Source organism: Eubacteriaceae bacterium ES3 (genome assembly GCA_030586155.1).
GTDB lineage: Bacteria > Bacillota > Clostridia > Eubacteriales > Eubacteriaceae > Acetobacterium.
Window position 1 is genome coordinate 3,256,663 of record CP130741.1, and the last position, 21,207, is coordinate 3,277,869.

The window sequence follows — 21,207 nt, forward strand, 5'->3', positions numbered from 1 at the left end:
TTATTTAACCAAAAAAATACGTTCTATCCATTTTTTACCTTTCTGTTTATTCTGATTACTATTTATATCTAATCATTGATTAAAATCTATACAAGTCTAAAGTTTTTAATTGCTCAACTATAGTCAGGCTTTTTCTAATCACCATTTAGCTGTTCACTCCAAAAACTGCGCCCGAAAGAAATGGGATCAGCCAAATCAGCCAAACAATGAGGCTAAATTTATGGAAATTCATCAAATCCTGCTCATTATTCTTTCGTAACACCACGGTCGCCCATATTGCATGAAACAACATCAAAACGATTGCCAATAAACCAGTAATGCCATGGAAACTCAATAAAGATCCACTTTCACCAATTTGTCCCATCAAAGTTGTGTCGCAAATCAGACCAATATAAAATAAAGCCAGATGCCATTTTTTTAACATTCCTTGAATTTTCTCACTCCAAACACCAATCGAATAAAATATCAATGCCAGAGAAATAGTAATTATTGCATACTTTAACATCATAACCTCCGTCCCTTTTTGTCAGTCGATTATTTATTTTCTGTTTCATTTTATCATTTCGATATTAATCGAGCAAACCTATAGACCTCATATCCTGCAATATTCAGTTGATTTAAATATTTAGAGACTCCGTCCCACATACTCAAAAATATAATAGCCACTAAATTATTAGCAAAAATTCTTATTCGATCTCATACCAATCATAAACACAGAAAAAACTCTGGCACAATTTTTTTAATTACACCAGAGTCTTATTATTAATACTAGCATTGCTATTTTAAATATATTTTCTCAAATTATGAACTAAAACATCTCTTTGCTAAGCTGATCAATGACATCAGTCGTCGCTTCATAGACCCCTTCGAAAGAGCTGATATTTAAACCCTGGCTCAAATTAGGAATAAAGTAATGTTTTCCATTTTCTTCACAGGCTTTTTTTGTATCTTCATAAATCTTTTCCCGCGTCCAGCCTGGGAAATCAACACGACCACTGTCGATACCACCCATAAAGGTTATTTTACCACCATATTTTTTAATCATTTCCGGAATATTATTGGTGGTCATAACACCCTGCCAGATATCAATTCCCATTTCAATCATATATGGAACAAGGTTGGCAGCGTAAGAGTCGCTATGATGAATAATCAATTCTACCCCATTGTCTTTCCAATAACCATATACCTTTTTGTAAGCCGGTAAAATAAATTCTTCAAACATTTCTGGAGAAAGAAAAGATGAAATCTGGCTACCCCAGTCATCATGATGAAAAAGCGCATTAGGATGAATGTGTTTGATATATTCTTTAGCATAGGCAAGTTCATATTCAACCACATAATCTATTAATGCTTTCATTTCTTCCGGTTCTTCATACAAAGCCATCAAGGCATCTTCCATACTCATCAGGTGGTGAGTCATTTCAAAAATCCCCGGTGCACAGAAGGCAGTTACATATTTCTCATCTCGATTGACTGAATTGGCGTGAGCGATGGCCGGAGCCCATTCTTCGTCGGAATAAAAAACAGTCGGGGCAGTAACTGATTCTCGCCAGTCACAGATATCTTTAATGACTTTATGTTCATCATCATGCATTGGAAAAGAGCCAATCTGATCAGCCGGCCAGTCAAAGGTGATCCCCCATTTATTTTTTATTCTCGTTCCCGGTGCTGGAGCCAGAGGAAGATCCATTGGCGCTTCCAGAATCAAATCCATAAATTCGTACTGATTAACAAAACGGTCAGGCTGACCACCATTCAAAACTTCCAGTAAATTCTGTTTAATTGTTAACATCGTTCCTCCTATATTTAAAAAACTTGTTTGCAAACAAATTCTGTTTATTTTCTTCTTAAAGCGTTTAGGCAATGCCAAGCAAAGATTTTGCTTTGGCAGCCGAAGATCCGGCATCCGGTGCATAGCCATCGGCACCAATTTCATCGGCATATTCCTGTGTAACTGGCGCTCCGCCGACAATCACTTTCATATCTGGGAAAGCCTTTTTGACAGTTTGAACAGCCTCTTTTAAAGCTGGCATAGTCGTTGTCAAAAGACCGGAGCAAGCAACCAGGACAACGTTTTCATTTTCCTTAATGGCTTCAACAAATTTTTCAGCCGGAACATCTACACCCAGATCAACCATGGTGAATCCCGAACTTTCAAGCATCATCACAACCAGATTTTTTCCAATATCATGAAGGTCCCCAGCAACCGTTCCCATGACGCAGGTTCCCAGGGATGAAGCTCCATCACCTGCCATTACCGGTTTTAAAACCTCAACCCCTTTAGACATGGCTTTAGCTGCAATCAGCATTTCCGGGACAAAAATCTCACCGGCTGAGAATTTTTCACCCACTACACCCATCGAAGCAATCATCGCATTCAGAATATCCTGAGCCTGAGTACCACTATCCAGAGCTTCCTGAACAGCTGCTCCAATTTTTTTTGATTTACCAGTTTCCACCAGAACTTTTACTTCTTCAATTTTAGACATAAACCCTTCCTCCTGACTGGTTCTAGACAGTATCTATACACCGCCCATGTTATTGCTTGCAAGCAATTGAATTATAGCCCATGAATCAGCCTAAGTCAACTATTTTCGTAAAATATTATTTTAATATTATAATTATATCGTTTTATGGGTTTAAATAGGTTTAATATTTGTAAATAAAAATACCTGTTATTGTTCGCAAACAATAACAGGTATTTCCTGGTATAAATAATTTTTGACACTTCTAAGCGTTCGGCACTCTTCTAGAATCCGGTCCGTGATACTATCAGCTGAATTCAAGAGTGATTTCTGCAGCAATGGATTGGAATCAATTTTTAGGGCATATAGCATTTCATTAACACAGATTTCAAACAGTTCATCTTTGGATAAATCAAGTTCCCCTTCATATTGTTTAAGCGTCAGGGCTCGCATCACCCCATATGAGGCGGTCAAGGCATAATCATGACGACGCTTTTTTTCTTCCGGATGAAGACAGTCATTTTTTTCGATGATGGACTCATACAGTTTATATAAATTCCCGTCCCGCGTGGCCTTTTCCAATAGGTCAAGCTTATTCATTTCATATATAAAACGGTCATAGTCCGAATCAATTCCCGTTATCTTAAAATGCAGACTGAAAAAAGTGACCAACTGAAGCAGCTCATCCTCACGATCCAAATATTTTATCACATGGCTATACAGCACCTCATAATTATTATTTAGCATGTCACTGGCAATGATATCCTTTGTCTTAAAATAATAGGTCACCAGCCCCAGATTAACCCCAGCTTCTTTGGCAATCATGGTATTGGGCGTATTATCAAAGCCATTTTCCAGATAAAGACGTTTGGCAGTCTGATAAATCCGTTCGCGGTTATTCAAGTTGAAGTCCTCTTTCTATTTTTTTATATAATAGCATAGAAAAGCGGTTTTACGCAATGAATCAAACAAAACGATTAAAATACCGCGTTCATATTAACCAATCGCACCCTAATCTGATATTATCATTATAAATTGTCTTTTTTCTTATTACCGCATCACCCGTCTGGCGACTGCCATCGCCGCCTTATACCAGAAGGGTTCCATCCGCTTTTTAACCATATCCAACGAATCCCTGATGGGAATATTCTGAGGACAGTGCTTTTCACATTTTCCGCATTTAATGCAGTCACTGGCTGATGCCGGTGATTTGGACATGGCTTTGGTATTGACCACATACTGCTGAATTCCTGTTGAGCGGCTGATAGCATAAGACGCATTATAGGATGCAAAGCAGCCCGGAATGTCAATGTTTTGAGGACAGGGCATACAGTAATTACAGCCGGTGCAAGGGATCTTATAAGAAGCGTTGAAGGCTTCAATGACCTGATCGATAACTGCCAGTTCCTGATCAGTCAGAGAATCAGCCTGAGCCTTTTCAGCTAGAGCAATATTTTCATCAAGCTGGGAAAACTCATTCATCCCGGATAAAAGCATGGTTACTTCACGATGATTCCAAAGCCAGCGCAGCGCCCAGCTGACGGGTGTAGCAGCCGGATCCTCCGACTTAAATAAAGTTTCCGCCTTTTTCGGCAATCCCGTCGCCAGCCGTCCTCCCAGCAGCGGTTCCATAATAAAGACCGGCAAACCTTTTTGCGCCGCATATTTAAGGCCTGCCACACCCGCCTGATAATTGGTATTCATGTAATTATACTGAATCTGGCAAAAATCCCAATCGTAAGCATCAACCAGGGTAATGAAATCATTTTTCTGCCCGTGAAATGAAAAACCAACCTGGCGAATCTGGCCCGCGGCCTTTTTCCCCTCAATCCATTCTTCAATGCCAAGATCCTTCAGCTGCTGCCATTGGGCTGGACTGCCTAACATATGCATAAAGTAATAATCGATATAATCCGTTTTTAACCGTTCCAGATGGCCATCAAAATATTTGTCAAAATCTTCTCTGGTCCGGCACATGATCAGCGGCAATTTTGTCGCAATAAAAACCTCTTTCCTGATTCCGTGTTTGGAAAAAATCTGCCCGATGGCCGCTTCGCTGCCAGGATAAATATAGGCCGTATCAAAATAATTAATACCCTTGTCAATGGCCTTAAGAAAGAGTTTTTCTGTTTTATCGATGTCAATTCGCCCCAGTGTTGAAGGCAGGCGCATACAGCCAAAGCCCAGCGCTGAAATTTTGTTACCTGTTTTTGGATCAATCCGATATTGCATTATCTCACCTCTTCTGATAATCCTCTCTTTGATTCCTTTATTATTCCGACTAGTCAGTCGAAATTCATCAAAGCATTCTGATTTTATCAACATATTTACTGACTATTTGCAATTACAATAGAGCATTTGCTCTACTTTTTTAGTTATAGTACCATCATATCTGAAATTTTTCAAGTGCTTTTTATATTTTTTACAATATTGACATTCTTCACTCAAATGTGCTAAATTTATATTAGAGTCATTACTCTGGAGGAAAGTATGGATAATAAAGAAAAAATTTTGAGAGCCGCCCTGCAGCTTTTCATCAAAGAAGGTTTTCACGGCACTTCAACTTCAAAAATAGCTAACGAGGCCGGGATCTCCAATGGCACCCTCTTTCATCATTTTAAAACCAAGGAAGAGCTGATTAGCCGCCTCTATTTGAAATGCAAAGAGGATTACCGCAACTATCTGCTTGATCACATGCAAAATCAGACTACCAGCAAAGCTAAAATCCGGGAATTCTGGTTTGTCTGCCTGAACTGGGGGTTATCCAATCAGGAAGTGGTCTCCTTCTTTATGATGTTTGCCAACTCCCCTTACATCGATAAACTCAGCAAAGAAGAAGCTACCCGCAACTTCAGATTTGTCGCTGACCTGTTTCAGGAAGCTATTGATAATGAAACGGTTGTTAATATCGACCCGGCCTTAATGATGAATCAGATGTTTGCTGCATTACTGGCTTTTGCCCTTTATTTAAAAGAAAATCCCGATAAACTGGATGTCTACCGGGAGCAGGCCTTTAAGATGTGGTGGCGGTCGGTGGTGAATATTTAAATTAAGGAACAAAAGCGAACAATTATGGATCTTGAAATTCCCACTTAAGGCATCCAAGATTAATGAATCGATTATTTTTAAAGGCATAAAAGCCCACTGCAATATAACCGCTGCAGTGGGCTTCAGTCTTATTAACGTTGACTTGCAAAACAACTCTCTTGAAATTTTGATTCAGCCTAAACAAACTCCGCCATCAATAACGATCGAAGCTGAATTGACAAAGCTCGATTCATCACTGGCCAGATAGACCGCTAGCGGCGCAATATCCTCGGCCATGCCGATCGGTTTGCAGGTCCATTCACGACAATGGGCATTATAGCCGGTGGCCAAATGGATAGCCACACCTGCTTCATTACGGGTCACCGAATTGGCAATATTAGTCATGACCGGACCCGGGCAAATGGAATTACAACGGATGCCCTGGCGGCCATATTCAAAGGCAATGGCTTTCATCAATGCATTGGCGCCAGCTTTTGACGCGCTGTATGCCGGTCCACCGGTTACACTTTCAAAAGCCGCATTAGAGGTAATCATCACAATTGAAGCCTTGATCTCATTGGCAACAAAATACTGTAGGGCTGCCCGGCTGATCTTCATCTGTCCGGTTAAATTTACATTGATGACATGATCCCAGGCATCATTGCGGAGATCTTCCACCAGTGAAAAATCATCAGAAATGCCGGCATTGCTTGATAATACATTGCACGTACCAAAGGTCTCAACGCAGGTTTTCAACACATTGGCGCAATCATCATCATTGGTGATGTTACATTTTACCGTTTTGAACTGTCCACTCATCCCCAGCTCAGATACTTCCTTTTCCAGCTCGGCTAAACCGCCTTCATTTAAGTCAGCTGCGACAATATTCGCCCCCTCCTTTAAATAGGCCAGGGCGATGGCTTTTCCCATTCCGGAGGCGGCTCCGGTTACAACTGCCGCTTTACCCAATAAACGTTCTGACATCTTCAGACCTCCCGATTTCTGCATTTTGATTCTGTTAATCATTACTACACGGATCAATCCTTTTTAGGCCTAATTATTTAACGGTATACTTTTGTTCCAGCTGATTCATAAATTTATCCAGCTCCGCTTCATCCATATGAAAACCGTGTTTATCTTCCGGATAAGCCCCGGTGCGAACATCGTTTGCCCATCCGCCGTAGGCTGTCGCCGCCCATTTGAAAAAGTCGCCATAGGCTTTGGCGTGAGAAACTGGTGAGGGCATCATATTAAAGGTATCAAAGTCAACCATTTCACAGCCATCTGCTGCGCCCCCAGCCGCAATGGAAACAACCGGGACGTGCAGTTTAGCCGCAATGGCATTGGTTACTTCAATCGGCGTCAGCTCAATGGTCATCCCCATCATCCCATTTTCCTGATATTCATAAGCCATTCGAAAAACATCCATGGCATCCTCAGCCGTTTTTCCCAATCGCTTATAACCGCCATGTCGGCTGGTCTGCCAACCGGATAAGGCACCAACATGACCAAAGACTACCAGATGATTATCCGCCATGTATTTCAGCGTTTCATTATTGACACCCATGGGCAAAAGCGAATCGGCACCTTCCGCCATATACATCGATCCGTATTCCAACGCTTTTTCTTTAGAAGAAAACGTTGGTGTCTGCATGTAGAAATTAATGTGAATAATTTTTGCGGCATTGCGAATGGTGCGAATCCACCAGGGGGCATTGGCAATGGACATCGCCGTGTTTTCAGCGGGCACTGTCAGCCGACAGATGTCACAACCAGCCATTTCGGCCGCCATGGTAAAATACTGGTCGCGATTGGCCGGACACATCTGGACAATCTTTTCCCCCTTATCCTTGAGCTCCTGCAGATAGGCAATGGTTTTTCGGCCAATTTTCATCTTTGATGCGGTAACCTTTTTGTCTTCCTTTGCAATTTCAACTTCCGCTTGATTAACTTTTTCAGTTGACATATTCTTTCCTCCTTGTCAGGCTTTACATACTTCCTTTTTCTAAGCATGTAATCCTTTTCTTTGATGACTTAAGTTTAGCAAAAATCGCTTACTGCTGAAATTCATAATCTTAGGTATAAAAAATCATTACATTTAGGTATTTCTATCAATAGGCTTTAATGATAGACTTTAATTTTAGTGATCTTACTTCATTTTCCCTTCTCACTCTCTACAAAGCAGCAAATCGCCATATATTATCCTTTATTAATCGCTTACAATACCCTTGACTTTCCAGGCCCTGCTGATTATGATTAAACTATAAACATTTCGTAAATTATATGACTTTGATTATAATAGGTCTGGATGGAGGCAAAAATGCAAACAACTATTCCCTGGGAAAAAATCTATGAGTTCACCCTTTCATGCGGAAAAATTCATGATCGTAAAGCATTTTCGATCGAAATCTTGACCGGTCTGCAAAAACTGTGTGACTTCGATCAGGCCTTAGCTTATTTTCTGGATGGCAACGGCAAAGTCTGTAACCAGTATCTGGTGAATATCGATAAACACTTCAGCACCCTCTATCTTGAATACTATTCAAAAGCAGACAATGGCCGTTACAGTCTGATCCGCGATTTTAACGAAGATCCTGCCCGACCCTTAATTAATATTCGCACCTGGAAAAAGGAACCGCACACCGAATTTATCACCAACTACATTCGTTCGCTGGGCATCTATTATTCACTGGGTTTTGTCCTCTTCGATCTCAATGGAAAGCCACGCACCCTCTTCGCCCTGGATAAAAAACGCGACGAAAATTTTTCTGAGCGTGAAATAAAGGCTTTAAGCCTGGCTGTCCCACAACTCAACAATCTGCATAAAAACTTCTTTTATCATCAGTCTGATATCAATAATATCGAATCGATCGCCTGGGAAACGGCTAATCTTACTGCCCGGGAAATAGAAATCGCCAATCTTTTATGTCAGGGCATGACCCCGGCGATAATCAGCCAGTCACTTTACATTTCCAAAGCGACCACCTATAAACATATAGCTCATATATATGAAAAAATGCATGTCTCGACCCTGCAGGAACTGCTTGTCCGCCTGCTTCAGGATAAAAACTTGCATTAATCATCAAACCTCCGCAAAAATTATTGGTCTTGCGGAGGTTTGCCGTTTATCTGGAAACAGGAAGTCATTAACAAAACTTTAACTTCATTATTCTATAATAAAGCACTACACTTGTTACAGGAGAAAAAAATGATAAATATATTAGTTGTCGAAGACGATGTTAAACTCAATTACATCATCTGTACTTTTCTAAACGATAATGGCTATCATGCCATCAGCTGCAAAGACGGAAATGAAGCTTACGACCAGATTCTTGAAGGCCCCATCGATCTGATTGTTTCGGATATCATGATGCCGGAAATGGATGGTTTTGAATTTGCTCAGGCGATCAGACAGCATAATAAAACAATCCCCATTCTTTTTATGACCGCCCGGGATGATCTGGAGGCCAAACAGAAAGGCTATAACCTGGGGATCGATGACTATGTGGTTAAACCTGTCGAAATGGACGAACTGATCCTGCGAGTCGCCGCACTTTTAAGGCGCGCTAATATCCGCAATGAGCAGAAACTCGAGGTCGGCTCCCTTCTGCTTAAAGAAGAAGAAACCACCGCTTACCTCAATGACCAGGAACTGCCCTTAACCGTAAAAGAATTTAACATTCTTTTTAAATTATTGTCTTATCCCAAACGAACCTTTACACGGGCCCAGCTGATGGATGAATTTTGGGGCTATGAGTCAGAGAGTTCCCCGCGAACTGTCGATGTCTCAATTACCAAACTGCGGGAGAAACTTTCATCCTGTGATGATATCGAAATCGTCACCGTTCGAGGGCTGGGCTATAAAGCGGTGATCAAAAATGAAGTTTAAATATTCCGAAACAAAGGACGAAAGGATTAATGCCAAACGTCCATTCTGGAAAGAGTTTCTGATTATTTTTGGCGTTGTTTTAATCTGCTCTGCCGGTGAAGTATTGATTTTTAACCAGGAGTTAATGGATCAGGTCAGCCCCTGGATTATGGTTGTGACCGGACTGTCTTATGTTATTTTTGTCGGGCTGATTGTCAGTCTGGTCACTCGCTATATCTTGTACACTTCTTTTCAGAAACCCGTTATGGAGATTGGTCAAGCCGCCAGAAAAGTCGCCAGCGGAGATTTTACCGCCCATGTCCACTCCCAACGGAAAGACCAGCGTAAAGATGAACTGGAAGTCCTGATCGATGATTTTAATAAAATGGTCGAGGAGCTATCAACTATTGAAATGTTAAAGAGCGACTTTATCGCCAATGTTTCCCATGAAATCAAAACACCGCTGGCCATTATCCAAAGTTACGCAACCGCCCTGCAAAACGAAAACCTGCAACCCGAAGACAAACTTGAGTATACTGAAACGATCATCGAGGCCTCCCGAAAGTTATCAGCTCTGGTCAGTGATATTTTAAAACTCAACAAGCTTGAAAACCAGGAAATCATTCAAACTGAAAGCTACTCACTGGATGAACAGCTGCGGTGCTGCATCCTGGCTTTGGAAGATAAATTCAATGAAAAATTAATCGAGTTCGATGTCGATTTGGACGAAGCAGTCTTAAACAGCGATGAAAATCTTCTCGAAATTGTCTGGAACAATCTTCTGACTAATGCCATTAAATTCACTCCTGAAAAAGGCACGGTTAAGATTGTTTTGACTAAAGAAAAAGGTTCGATCACCGTCAAGATCAGCGATACCGGCTGTGGGATGGATGAAGAAAGCAGCCGTCACATTTTCGACCGATTCTATCAAGGGGATACCTCCCACTCCCAGGAAGGTAACGGTTTGGGGCTTTCGCTGGTTAAACGCATTATCGATCTGGTTGATGCCAGTATTGCAGTCGACAGCCAGGTTGGAAAGGGCACAACTTTTACCATCACCTTAAAAAACTCAAACTACTAACTCCTTTAATTAAAATCTCCTGCGGGAGATTTTTTTTTGTCTCAAACTCGTTTAACAAGTTCATTTTTCTCAGGATGTATCGTTTTGTCTCAAAAACTTTCACTTTAACAATTGTTTAACAAAAGATTAACGATAAATAACATTTGAAACGTAAAATACAGCTATCAAGTAAATGAAATGGAGAAATACCATGAACGAAACAAATAACAAAATTATCATGCACGACTATCTTGAAGTCAGTGTCAAAGCCAATTTAGTACAGCTTTGCAGCGACTGCTACCATGCACTAGGCTGGACCATCATCAATTCCAGCTCCGGGATTGATTCTGTCAAATTAAAACTGCAGCGAGACAGAAAAATAAAGAATCGGGTTGCTCTCAGCGACCTGCAGCGAAAATGCGAAGATGCCTTTATTAACATCGAAAAACTGGAACGTTCCAAAAACACAAAGGCAATGGCCGTCTCCTTAGGAGTAGGAGTTGGCGGAACAGTATTTTTAGCCGGCGCAACTTTTTCTTACCTTGCTGGCGCAATCCCTCTGTGTGTCGTTCTGGCTATTCCCGGTTTTATCGGCTGGGGTCTTCCCTATTTTCTTAACAAAAAGATCACAAAAAAAAGCAGTGACCTGGTTAATCCGATGATTGAAAGCAATTATGATGTCATTTATGAAGCCTGTGAAAAGGCCAGTCAATTAATTATTTAAAGGAGCATATGATGAAAAAAGCAATCATTCTAACAAGCATCGGCCTTTTAGCCTGTTCCGGCGCAACTTTGGCAGTTCTTAAATTTAAAAAAAGCAAATAATATTAAAAGGAGTAAAAAAATGAATTTACGAGGAAAAAAAATAGTAGTCACTGGTGGTGGAAACGGTGTTGGCAGAGAATTAGTTCTGTTATTGCTTACTAAAGGTGCAACTGTCCTGGCGGTTGATATTAACGAGGCCGCGCTGGCCGAGACCAGCAAGATAGCCGGCAATCCGTTCAAATTTTTCACCTATCAGCTGGACATCTCGGACCGGGTAGCAGTTTTTAACTTTGCCAGAACTGTCATCGAAGAGCATGAACACATCGATGGGATCATCAATAATGCCGGGATCATCCAACCCTTTATCTACCTGGATGAACTGAGCGAAGACCAGATCGAACGGGTCATGAATATCAATTTCTACGGTACCCTTTATACGGTCAGAGCCTTTCTCCCCCATTTGAAAACCCGGCCGGAATCTTCTATTCTCAATGTTTCCAGTATGGGCGGCTTTCTCCCGGTACCTGGCCAAAGTGTTTACGGTGCATCAAAGGCTGCCGTCAAATTGCTGACCGAAGGATTGGCATCCGAACTTGATAACACAAATGTATCGGTATCTGTCGTCATCCCTGGTGGTATTAAAACAGATATCAAGAAAAATTCAAATATCGCTTACAGTGACGGTAGCGACAGCAAAAAGGCAAACCTGGTTCTTAAACCTGAAGAAGCGGCTGAACTGATTGTAAAAACAATGGAAAAGGGAAAACTTCGCAACTTCATCGGAAAGGATTGTCGCTTAATGAGCACACTCCAGCGGATCAGCCCACTGTCGGCGACAAAGCTGATTAACAAAGTTATGTCAGCCACCGAGCATTAAATTGTTATCATTTTAAAAGGGGAGTCACTATGAAAAAAATCCGCTCAGGTCAATCATTTCTTTACAGAGAGGACGGTTACTCAAGTACTGTCATTGATATTTGCATGAAAGATCGCATTCGCGGCTCCTACTTATCCAGAGCACTGGATAAAGCCTTGCAGCGATATCCTTACTTTAATTCCAAGTTAGTAGAAAAAAACGGCGAATACTATCTGGAAGACAACACTATCTCGATGATTGCCGTAAAAACTGCAAAGTCCCGTGTTCTGGGCAGTATGTCCACCGGCTACCATTTGCTAGACGTTACTTACACGGACAATAAAATCTGTGTCGCCTTCCATCATGCACTATGTGATGGACTCGGAATCAAACCCTTTGTCGAAACTCTTATCTACTATTATTGCTGTCTGAAATACAATAAGACTTTAGATAGTAGTGGCATCAGACTAGCCGGCGACCCATTTCTAGTCGACGAAACCGATGAACCTTATGGCACAGAATTTTCATCAGTTGATCAGGACAATGTCTTTGAAGTTTCCAAAGACGGCTTCAGACTGCCTGAAAATGCAGAAGAAAAGGAAAATCATTACCGCACGGAGATTTATATTAATCAGGAACAGTTTATTGCTTTTTCAAAAGCAAATAAGGCCACACCTGCTATTTTCATCTCTCTATTGGCGTCAAAAAATATTAAGCAGCTGTATCCCCTCGCAGATAAGCCGATCGTCTGCAGTATAGCTACTGATTATCGGGAGCCAATCAACAAACCGAATACCCATAAAAATTGTGTGGGCAGCATCTACCTGCCTTATTCAGATGAAACAGAAAAAATGTCGTTGGCTGAACAGGCCGGTCTGTATCACCAATTAATGAAGCAGCAAAAGTCACCTGATTCGGTTAAAGCCTCGCTCAATAGCCAGATCGGCCTATATAACAAACTGGATTCAATTTCTGGCTTAGACGCAAAAAAGGAGATGATGTCATTTTTCAACGATATCTGCATCGACACTTATGTCAGCAGTTATCTTGGTCAATTCCTGCTGGACAGCTGTCGTGACTATATCAAATCGATGCATCTCTATAGTAGTGGTACCAGAGGCCTGATTATCAATATGATTTCCGTTGGTAATTGTATAACGCTAGATATATTACAGCATTTTGAATCAGACAAATTTGTAAAAAGAATTTTAAGCGCTTTAGATGAAATAAATGTAGACTATTCTGCTTCTGAAGGTGTGCGTTTTGAAAACAGAAAAGATAGCGCCTATTCAACAGCCAGCTGGCAAGCCGAAAAATTCTACAAAATTAAAGACTATTAACTGCACCGGTTAATAGTCTTTGTATTTAACAACGGCATCATTCAAGCAGCACGAAGCCCCGAAGTTCTTAAATTTTTCCGCAAAATTAATCTATTCAAGCCCTAACTTTTAAAATATCATTATCTCAAAAGATTCAATCTCTTAAAATTTTCACGACCTTTTTTATTTCCTTTTTTTCCGCATACATTTTTTCATCGGCCCGATTCACTACTTCGTCAATATATTTTTGGGAATATTGCCAGATCTGCTCAATCCCGTGACTGACGCTGATCAGGTATCTTCGGTTTTCAGATTCATTGATATGATTATATTCGGCAACGATTCGTCCCCAGACCTCTTCAGCTTCATCAACATCGATCCCTTCAAAAATCACCAGAAATTCATCGCCCCCCAGTCTGGAAACCAAATCAGAACCACGAATATTTTTTTTGATGACCTCGACAACGCTTTTGATCAGTTCATCACCAGCATCATGACCAAGTTTGTCATTGACTTCTTTCAATCCGTTAATATCTATAAAACACAAACTGTTCACTTTTGCTTCATGAGGCTTTTTGTCCAAAAGACCATTGAGTTTTTCAAAACCTGCTCTTCTGTTAAGCACTCCGGTCATCGTGTCATATTCTGAGAAAAATTTAATTCGCTCTTTCTCATTTTTATTGACGACCATCAGCAAGGCAATAATAAAAGAAAAAATCAGGAGCCCTACATAAATAAGACTATACTTTTTAATACAATTCAGGATGAAAGCTCCGAAATTGGAATCATAAAGAAAACTCTCCGAATCACCACCAATTTCAGAAAGCAGAATCCAATCGGAATCCCCCAAGACCAGAGAATATTCGCTGTTATCCAGTGAAAACGCCTGTCCACCTAATACCTTTGAATAAATGTACACCCCTTCTTCGGCATTAATTGCACCCTCATCATTAGATGATATTGTCTGCCAGACTTCAGGCGATAACTCAGCAAAGGATTCGTTTTCTCGCCCCTCATACATAAAAGCCCAATTTTTATCCGCACTAGCACTATTAAACAGCCAATACCCTTGACTGTTTAATAAACTGACTTCACCGCCGCTTAATTCAGAAACATTCTCAACCTGATTAAGCAAGTCTGTTCCAGAGTAATTCAGGAGCACAATCCCTCTTAATATACCGTTCACATCATAATAGGGAATTGAAAACCGAAGCATTGGTTTTTGCGGTTCTTCAACAACTCCATTTTCAACATTTAAATCAAACTGGGAAATATAAATCTCATTATTTTTGAGGCTGATGGTATTGATAAAATAATAGCGGTCGCTTTTATTTTGCAGTTGATCACCGCTAATAAGAACAGCCCCCTCTCCATTATTATCCACCCGAATAATTTCATCCCCATTAGCATCAATAAATCTGATCTGGTCATAAATCTGTTTGCGATTGGAAAAAGCAAGCCACTCTGCCTCAACATCCGAATAATCGCCATCTCCAGAATCATGTAATCGCAGGCAATCTGACAGAAATAATAATTCTGCCGTCCGCTTGTTCAATTTATTGTAGATCGCTGATTGTTCTGACTCCAACACCACTTTTTCCTGGTTAATTAGATGACTTTTTTCCTGTTCATCCATTTTGTACTGAAAATAAGCGGTTATAACAATGGTAAATAAACTTAATGCAATAAAAATTACAGCCATAAATTTTATAAGCAGCTTAAAATTATTTTTTATCAGTTCTTTCATACCTTGAATCCTTTTCTATCAAACGATTGACTTTTGGCTAATTGTATCATCTTTTGATGGAACATGCCACTCTGACCATTGCAGCCACCAAACAAAAGAAACAGCCACGTTCACTTCTGCGTTTTAACCCTTGCCTATCTGCACTGATTATTCAATTTTTTACCGCATTATTTTTATGTTCTTTCAAAAGCCCCCTTACAATCACTACCACTCCTTCAGCAATCAGCAAACCACCTGCAATCATTACAAATATAACAGTCAAATCCCGACGCGAAAAAAAGGCAATCAGACCAGCTACAGCCATGGCCAAAGCCCGGATCATCTGAAAGGCTCTAATTTTTTTACTTTCCTCAAAGCGGCTGCCGCGAAAAATAAGATAGGCATAAATGGCAAAAAAGACTGCCAGACTTAAATCCAGGGAGTTTAGAAGCAATTTCTGATTAATGACCGCCACCGCAAAAATAATCAGCACCAACAGATCGATCAAAAGGTTTCTTATTCTTTCCGGCTTGTGGTATTTTTCAGGATAAAGGTGAGACATCAGATAATGGTAGAAGCGAAAAACCGTCAGAATAAACAAAGCAAGGGTTAGGGTGATCCCAAAAATGACCAGCACTTCAGCTGGAAATTGCATCAGCAAAAGGCCAATAAAGATAAAAAACATCCCCCTGATTGATTCTCTGCTTTTAATCTGCTCCATCAGCTGATCTAATAAAAAACCTGTCACCGCCGTCTTTAAAAAATCACCTACCAGCTTTTTTGAGCCTTTATCCGCTCTGATCATATCGTTTAAAATGCCTTCAAAACCATTAATTCCTTTTGTCGCCAGTTCATCCAGCCCTTTTGCACCGCCGGATTCCAAAGTATCAAAGAAGCGGTCGGTAAAGGCTTTTCGTTCCTCCAGACCAACACCTTCCAGCCAGGTTTCAAGTGTTTTATTTAAACGCAGACAATCCTCCTGAAACTGCTTCGTTTCAATCAGCCGGTCTCCCTTTACTCCCCATGATAAAGCATCATGCTGCATAATCCCCTTCTGGTCGCTTTTTACGATGATATAATCGTCAGATTGTGAAAACAGCAAGCCAATCACACAAAACTCCGGTGCAATCTGGGTAATTTTCCCCTGAATCCGAGCATACTTTTCCGAATGGAGCAGTTCTTCCGACATGCCCGGACCATCATTGCTGTAGACCTTGGCGATTCCCTCTTTTAAGCTGTCATTGCACATCATTGCCGCATAAACCGCTAAGTTGCCGCCTTTCGAATGACCACCAAGATGGTAATCAATTCCCGGCATCATGGTTTCCTGCAGATAACGAACCGCTTCATATTGGGATTCCACCGCCTGAAAGCTCATATAAAAATCTTCCCGCCAGCCGGTCAAAGTCTGATCGGTACCACGATAAGCCAGATATACAGTCTGTTCTGAAAGCCTGATCTGGACCGCGGCAAACTGAATCCTCTTTTCTTCATCATACACTTCTTTATAATTAAAAACCGTCAATTCGCCAAATCTTCGGGAGCTTGCCAGCGCCTTAAAAAATCGTTCCGGAATCGTTGACAAACTTTTCATGGGATGCGCTACACCACCCGCTCGAGGATGCTGCTTTTCATACAGCTGACCAATGGTGATTGTGCCGCTTTCACCGACACCTGGAACCAGCCCGGAAAAATCAACATAAGAAAAAACGGATAGAATCACGTTATCGACCAGATTAAAGGGATACTCATCAAAAATCAGATCCCCGCGCCACTCAATATAATCAACAATATTTTGCATCAGATACCATCCTTTTACATAGGTCTATCTTTATCATAAACCAAAACGTTCACTCTGAAAAGATTTTTTGCTCCGATAAACAACTCCCAAGATTGAGCAATTTCGCTAATAAATCCCCTACTAAATGATACCGGGATGAAATGATTTATCCCGACCTTTTAATCATTAAAATTTTAATTCCAAATTTACCGGACTTTTTATATGTCTATAAATTTGTGCATGAACAATATTGAACTTTTAATTCTTTATTATATATTTTATATTCTTTAATAATCTATTTTTCCTCCGCGAGTACAATCCCCAATTTAAAGGCGTTTATATCCAAACCGCAAATATTTATCCTATTGTTTTTTAATGTTTATGTAGATTTTACAATAAATTCGTGTTATATTTTATCTGTAAATAATTTTTGAATTTTATTTACCGCTAAACTTCAGCCTTGATTTTTTCTGCCTATCACAAACAGCTTTCTGCCAGGTTTAAGACTGAAGGTCACATTTATATCACAAGTGCGTACTGACATTCCATATTTTAAATAACCTTCATTTTCTAAATGAGATTAGTCAGCACTTTTAAGCCTTTTCTGCCAGCTTTAGTTAATCGTTATCAACTTCTGTGTATTTCGAAGTATTCACCGCTTCAGTGTTTATTCAGACCCAAACCAATTACCGTTTGAGTTATGAAATAGTTTATCATTAAGGAGAAACTTATGAATCCAAGAGAAAATGTGATGGCCGTCTATCGCGGCGAACAGCCTGATTACTACGGAGATTTGATGGCTGCTGTGGAATTTATTTTAGACCCTTTATTTATGGCGGACGCTATGCTACCACAGGATGGCAAGGAATATCAGGATTCCTGGGGCACTGTCAGAATTTTCATGCCCGGCGCACCTGGTCCTCATCCTCATATTACCAAAGAGAATGTGGTCATAAAAGATATCGAAAAATGGCAAGAGCAGATTAAAGTCCCCGACATTGATGCCCTGGACTGGACCCAGGCCAAGGAATCAGCTGCCGCTATCAATCGTGACGAGAAGCTAGCCTGTTTCTTCTATCCCGGTGGACTCTTTGAGCGCAGCCATTTTCTATTAGGAATGGAAGAAGCTTTAATGGATTATATGGAGTATCCTGAAGAAATGGCCGCCATGCTGAGAGTCATTGCCGATCATAAGATGGCCTATATTCGTAAAGTAGCCGAAGAAACCCATCCGGATATCATCTTCTATCATGATGACTGGGGCACAAAGCTGAATCTTTTTTTGCCGCCAAGAGTCTGGCGGGAACTAATTAAACCGTTGCAGAAAGAAATTGCTGACACCATCCACGAATGCGGGATGATTTATATGCACCACGCAGATTGTATTTTAGAACCTATTGTTGAAGATATGGTGGAAATAGGAATCGACGTCTGGCAGGGTACCATTGCCCAGAATGACATTGTCGCTATCCAGAAACGCACCCAAGGCAAACTGGCCATGGTCGGCGGTATTGATGGCCCCAAAATCGATGTGGAGAACATTACCGAAGAAAAGATCCGCGAAGAAGTCAGACGGGCGGTTGATACCTACTGTCCTGGCGGGCGATTCTACCCCTCCATCCCCAATGGCGTTTGCTTTAACGAATGGAACAACAACATTTTCATGGATGAACTGATTAGTTACGGTCGGGAATATGCCGAAAAACACCCGATTATATAATATTAAATCAATAAATAAAAACGAGGCTTACGGATATTTCCGCAAGCCTTGTTTTATTTGAGGTGTAATTTATGGAGTTGTCTTGTTGTCTTTTATTCGAAAGAAAGTTCGGTTCTGCTGATTAAGTCATTTTGCAGCGGTGTGCTTAACTCAACAAAGTAAGCGCTGTACCCAGCAACTCGAACCAGCATATCTTTGTAGTCTTCCGGATTAGCCTGAGCTTTTTTCATCGTTTCTGTACTCATGATGTTAAACTGGCTGTGCATACCTTTTTTGTCGAAATATGTATCAATCAGGTTAACCAGGTTATTAGTTCCAGCTTGACCCGAAACATTGGTATGGTTGAATTTCCAGTTAAGCAGTGTTCCGTTACCGGCTCTTGAGTGATCCATTTTGGTTACAGAGTTGGCAATCGCAGTTGGTCCTTCGATATCGTGAGATCCTACAGCAGTATGAACAGGTCCCATATTGTCAGAGATTGGTTCCCCAATTTTTCGACCGTCAATAGAAGCGCCGGAAATTAAACCGAAGGCAACATTGGCAGATACACCGTAAACACCTGGTTTGTAGGTACCACCACGGGTATTCTTTTTGTTTTCGATGTTATCACAGTAGGCATTGAAAACATAAGCGCCAAATTCGTCAGCATAATCATCATCATTTCCGTAGTGTTTGATTTTTGAGCTGTTAACCAAGGCGTAAAGTTTATCATGACCTTCCCAGTTGGCTTTAACCGCATCCAGCATTTCTTTACCAGTGTATTTACCCTGTTTAAATACTATCTGGTCGATTGCTGACAGACCATCTGCAGTCGTCGCCAAACCTGACCCCTGTGGACCAGTGTGATTAAATTCAACCCCTCCAGCACTCATATCTTTAGCGGTTACAATACAGTTATCAAAGAATACAGACGCGTAAGGTGTAGCACCCAGCTCTCGGTGAGCGTGTTCCATGATACTGATACCGGCTACCATCTGAGTTGTAAAGTATTCCAGCTGCTTTTCGAAAGAAGCTTTAACTTCGTCAATATTTTTAAATGTTTCTAAACTGCCTGTTGATAAACCAAGTTTTTTACCAACCCCAGCACAAATCGAATGACGTGGACAATGTGGACCACAGTGGTAGCACTGACCATCATTCAGGGCAACTTCTAAAACACGAGCGATATTGAAATATGCGGCATCCGCCCAGGCAAACTCACGTCCAGCGATGGTTGGTTCAACACAACCAACTACATTGTATTCACGGGCATCTTCCAGAGTTCTGCCAGCTTTCATCTGTGCAGGGACACAAGCCTGGTCGTTAAATACTTTCGGATGACCAAATCCAGCCTTAATTACCGAAACAGTTTTAACTTTTAACTCTTCCGGAGTCTTTTCACTCATTCTGACGCAAGTCCATGGCACCATCATTCGGGTATGGGCAGAAGCATCCAAACACATGAAAGTTAAATCATTGGTAATGTCATTGCCATCTCGGTCAACACCACCGATGGTTAAAGATTCACCACCAAAACCACGACCGGTGTTTGCCATTGCAGTCATTTTGTCTCTTAGTTTTGAAGGAACACCCATTTTGATGAAGTGTGATTCTACGATTTCCTGCATGAATTCCTTAGTGAATTCACCTTTTTCTAAAGAGGCTTTGTAGTAAGGATACATATAATCGTCATATCGGCCATAAGAAATAGAGTGCCCGTTTGATTCGATGTAGGTAATCATAGTTGAAATATTTACCAGCTGTGCAGCTTCCCAGAAGTTAGTCGCTGGACCGGCTGTTACCTGTCTTAAGTTTTTAGCGATCTGTGTATACTCCTCTTTCAATCTCGCATCGGTTTCTTTAGCAGCTTTTTCTTCATAAGCTTCGGCGTGACGGGCGATATACGTCATGGCTCCTTCCACGGTTTCCAGGAAACCCTGCAGCGTTGAGCGTTGTTCAGAAGCATCAGGCGCAGCATGGTCAATTTCAGCCAATCGGTCGAGAATCTCCTGTTTTAAACCACCATAGCCAATTTCCAGCAATTTTTTGTAGTTAAAGACATAGTGACCAATCCCACCATACTGGTAAAGGTTTAATAAATACATACCTATACCCATATTAGAGCCTTTCGCTTCGTCAAAGCTTAAGTTAGACACGATTCGTTCATCAATCGTTCTGCCTTTCCAGTAGTCAGCGATGGATCTTAAGTCATTTTTAGTTTCTTCAGTAATTTCATAGTTGTCGAAAACGCGTTCTTCGAAAGGGAAGTTTTCCATTTCGTCCATGACCCAGTTATATGAGAATTCTGGGAAAATAGCGGCATATTTATTTGGTGCCCCATGACAACCAGCTACAAGTTCATCTTCGTAAATATAAATGGAAATATTTTCCAAAACATGTCTTAAGGATTTACCTCGTTTTAAAGCGATTGGTAAAGACTCGTTAGCTTTGTAAGCTTCCGTAACCAGCAAAGCTCTTTCAGAATTAATTTCAAACTTGCCGTCCAAAAATGCCTTTCTTAATCTGTTAGTTCTGGGAATTGTTGAAAAACCTTCTTCTCGACCTGAGAAACCGTCGTCAGAAAAACCTGCTTTAAAAGGGTGATCGAATGGTAAAGTACCGATTGCAGTTGTGTGAGACAT

The 21,207-nt window shown here is 40.9% G+C and carries 18 protein-coding genes; 8 read left to right on the forward strand and 10 right to left on the reverse strand.

The annotated features are described in order from the left end of the window. Positions 1 to 145: 145 nt before the first annotated feature. From Q5O24_14970 to Q5O24_14990, 5 genes are all read right to left on the reverse strand, one after another. Positions 146 to 505, reverse strand: coding sequence for an HsmA family protein (locus Q5O24_14970; GenBank protein ID WKY47631.1), 360 nt, complete (start codon positions 503 to 505; stop codon positions 146 to 148). Positions 506 to 808: 303 nt separating this feature from the next. After that, positions 809 to 1,792: a uroporphyrinogen decarboxylase family protein gene (locus tag Q5O24_14975; protein ID WKY47632.1), complete on the reverse strand. Its 984-nt coding sequence runs from the start codon at positions 1,790 to 1,792 to the stop codon at positions 809 to 811. A gap of 64 nt (positions 1,793 to 1,856) precedes the next feature. Then, positions 1,857 to 2,489 carry a corrinoid protein gene (locus Q5O24_14980; GenBank protein WKY47633.1) on the reverse strand — a complete coding sequence of 211 codons (633 nt, stop codon included), beginning with the start codon at positions 2,487 to 2,489 and terminating at the stop codon, positions 1,857 to 1,859. Positions 2,490 to 2,675: 186 nt separating this feature from the next. Further along, the gene (locus Q5O24_14985) at positions 2,676 to 3,368 is read right to left on the reverse strand and encodes a TetR/AcrR family transcriptional regulator (GenBank protein ID WKY47634.1); all 693 of its coding nucleotides are present in this window, start codon (positions 3,366 to 3,368) and stop codon (positions 2,676 to 2,678) included. A 147-nt stretch (positions 3,369 to 3,515) separates the two neighbouring features. Further along, the gene (locus Q5O24_14990; protein WKY47635.1) at positions 3,516 to 4,697 is read right to left on the reverse strand and encodes an aldo/keto reductase; all 1,182 of its coding nucleotides are present in this window, start codon (positions 4,695 to 4,697) and stop codon (positions 3,516 to 3,518) included. A gap of 258 nt (positions 4,698 to 4,955) precedes the next feature. Here Q5O24_14990 and Q5O24_14995 point away from each other — a divergent pair, with 258 nt between their 5' ends. Further along, entirely contained in the window at positions 4,956 to 5,513 is a 558-nt protein-coding gene (locus Q5O24_14995; protein WKY47636.1) for a TetR/AcrR family transcriptional regulator, read from the forward strand. 171 nt (positions 5,514 to 5,684) lie between these two features. Here Q5O24_14995 and Q5O24_15000 read toward each other — a convergent pair whose 3' ends face one another. Together Q5O24_15000 and Q5O24_15005 are read right to left on the reverse strand one after the other, a co-directional pair. After that, complete coding sequence (locus tag Q5O24_15000) at positions 5,685 to 6,476, reverse strand: SDR family oxidoreductase (protein ID WKY47637.1); 792 nt, start codon at positions 6,474 to 6,476, stop codon at positions 5,685 to 5,687. Positions 6,477 to 6,549: 73 nt separating this feature from the next. Then, positions 6,550 to 7,458 (reverse strand): 3-methyl-2-oxobutanoate hydroxymethyltransferase, encoded by a 909-nt coding sequence (locus Q5O24_15005; GenBank protein WKY47638.1) that lies wholly within the window; start codon positions 7,456 to 7,458, stop codon positions 6,550 to 6,552. Between the two features lie 354 nt (positions 7,459 to 7,812). On the opposite strand from Q5O24_15005, the gene Q5O24_15010 reads away from it, so the two are divergent. The 6 genes from Q5O24_15010 (at position 7,813) to Q5O24_15035 (ending at position 13,381) form a co-directional block, all read left to right on the forward strand. Next, positions 7,813 to 8,571 (forward strand): helix-turn-helix transcriptional regulator, encoded by a 759-nt coding sequence (locus tag Q5O24_15010; GenBank protein ID WKY47639.1) that lies wholly within the window; start codon positions 7,813 to 7,815, stop codon positions 8,569 to 8,571. A gap of 129 nt (positions 8,572 to 8,700) precedes the next feature. Further along, positions 8,701 to 9,381: a response regulator transcription factor gene (locus Q5O24_15015; protein WKY47640.1), complete on the forward strand. Its 681-nt coding sequence runs from the start codon at positions 8,701 to 8,703 to the stop codon at positions 9,379 to 9,381. Continuing rightward, entirely contained in the window at positions 9,371 to 10,441 is a 1,071-nt protein-coding gene (locus Q5O24_15020; GenBank protein WKY47641.1) for a HAMP domain-containing sensor histidine kinase, read from the forward strand. Before Q5O24_15015 ends, Q5O24_15020 begins: the two co-directional genes overlap by 11 nt. Positions 10,442 to 10,631: 190 nt before the next feature. Next, positions 10,632 to 11,144: a hypothetical protein gene (locus Q5O24_15025; GenBank protein ID WKY47642.1), complete on the forward strand. Its 513-nt coding sequence runs from the start codon at positions 10,632 to 10,634 to the stop codon at positions 11,142 to 11,144. Between the two features lie 120 nt (positions 11,145 to 11,264). Continuing rightward, positions 11,265 to 12,062 carry an SDR family oxidoreductase gene (locus Q5O24_15030; protein ID WKY47643.1) on the forward strand — a complete coding sequence of 266 codons (798 nt, stop codon included), beginning with the start codon at positions 11,265 to 11,267 and terminating at the stop codon, positions 12,060 to 12,062. A gap of 29 nt (positions 12,063 to 12,091) precedes the next feature. Next, the gene (locus Q5O24_15035) at positions 12,092 to 13,381 is read left to right on the forward strand and encodes a hypothetical protein (protein ID WKY47644.1); all 1,290 of its coding nucleotides are present in this window, start codon (positions 12,092 to 12,094) and stop codon (positions 13,379 to 13,381) included. 133 nt (positions 13,382 to 13,514) lie between these two features. On the opposite strand, the gene Q5O24_15040 is transcribed toward Q5O24_15035, so the two are convergent. Both Q5O24_15040 and Q5O24_15045 read right to left on the reverse strand, forming a co-directional pair. Then, positions 13,515 to 15,107, reverse strand: coding sequence for a diguanylate cyclase (locus Q5O24_15040; GenBank protein WKY47645.1), 1,593 nt, complete (start codon positions 15,105 to 15,107; stop codon positions 13,515 to 13,517). A 151-nt stretch (positions 15,108 to 15,258) separates the two neighbouring features. Next, the gene (locus tag Q5O24_15045) at positions 15,259 to 16,887 is read right to left on the reverse strand and encodes a DUF2974 domain-containing protein (protein WKY47646.1); all 1,629 of its coding nucleotides are present in this window, start codon (positions 16,885 to 16,887) and stop codon (positions 15,259 to 15,261) included. A 709-nt stretch (positions 16,888 to 17,596) separates the two neighbouring features. On the opposite strand from Q5O24_15045, the gene Q5O24_15050 reads away from it, so the two are divergent. Beyond that, positions 17,597 to 18,586 (forward strand): uroporphyrinogen decarboxylase family protein, encoded by a 990-nt coding sequence (locus tag Q5O24_15050; protein WKY47647.1) that lies wholly within the window; start codon positions 17,597 to 17,599, stop codon positions 18,584 to 18,586. 92 nt (positions 18,587 to 18,678) lie between these two features. On the opposite strand, the gene Q5O24_15055 is transcribed toward Q5O24_15050, so the two are convergent. Continuing rightward, the gene (locus tag Q5O24_15055; protein WKY47648.1) at positions 18,679 to 21,207 is read right to left on the reverse strand and encodes a pyruvate formate lyase family protein; all 2,529 of its coding nucleotides are present in this window, start codon (positions 21,205 to 21,207) and stop codon (positions 18,679 to 18,681) included.

Bases quoted from the DNA above. Each gene is read 5' to 3' on its own strand.
- Q5O24_15005 (WKY47638.1), bottom strand. From the start codon at position 7,458: ATGTCAACTGAAAAAGTTAATCAAGCGGAAGTTGAAATTGCAAAGGAA.
- Q5O24_14975 (WKY47632.1), bottom strand. From the start codon at position 1,792: ATGTTAACAATTAAACAGAATTTACTGGAAGTTTTGAATGGTGGTCAG.
- Q5O24_15045 (WKY47646.1), bottom strand. From the start codon at position 16,887: ATGCAAAATATTGTTGATTATATTGAGTGGCGCGGGGATCTGATTTTT.
- Q5O24_14970 (WKY47631.1), bottom strand. From the start codon at position 505: ATGTTAAAGTATGCAATAATTACTATTTCTCTGGCATTGATATTTTAT.
- Q5O24_15010 (WKY47639.1), top strand. From the start codon at position 7,813: ATGCAAACAACTATTCCCTGGGAAAAAATCTATGAGTTCACCCTTTCA.
- Q5O24_14980 (WKY47633.1), bottom strand. From the start codon at position 2,489: ATGTCTAAAATTGAAGAAGTAAAAGTTCTGGTGGAAACTGGTAAATCA.
- Q5O24_14995 (WKY47636.1), top strand. From the start codon at position 4,956: ATGGATAATAAAGAAAAAATTTTGAGAGCCGCCCTGCAGCTTTTCATC.
- Q5O24_15030 (WKY47643.1), top strand. From the start codon at position 11,265: ATGAATTTACGAGGAAAAAAAATAGTAGTCACTGGTGGTGGAAACGGT.
- Q5O24_15020 (WKY47641.1), top strand. From the start codon at position 9,371: ATGAAGTTTAAATATTCCGAAACAAAGGACGAAAGGATTAATGCCAAA.
- Q5O24_15025 (WKY47642.1), top strand. From the start codon at position 10,632: ATGAACGAAACAAATAACAAAATTATCATGCACGACTATCTTGAAGTC.
- Q5O24_15040 (WKY47645.1), bottom strand. From the start codon at position 15,107: ATGAAAGAACTGATAAAAAATAATTTTAAGCTGCTTATAAAATTTATG.
- Q5O24_15000 (WKY47637.1), bottom strand. From the start codon at position 6,476: ATGTCAGAACGTTTATTGGGTAAAGCGGCAGTTGTAACCGGAGCCGCC.
- Q5O24_15015 (WKY47640.1), top strand. From the start codon at position 8,701: ATGATAAATATATTAGTTGTCGAAGACGATGTTAAACTCAATTACATC.
- Q5O24_14990 (WKY47635.1), bottom strand. From the start codon at position 4,697: ATGCAATATCGGATTGATCCAAAAACAGGTAACAAAATTTCAGCGCTG.
- Q5O24_15050 (WKY47647.1), top strand. From the start codon at position 17,597: ATGAATCCAAGAGAAAATGTGATGGCCGTCTATCGCGGCGAACAGCCT.
- Q5O24_15055 (WKY47648.1), bottom strand. From the start codon at position 21,207: ATGTCTCACACAACTGCAATCGGTACTTTACCATTCGATCACCCTTTT.
- Q5O24_15035 (WKY47644.1), top strand. From the start codon at position 12,092: ATGAAAAAAATCCGCTCAGGTCAATCATTTCTTTACAGAGAGGACGGT.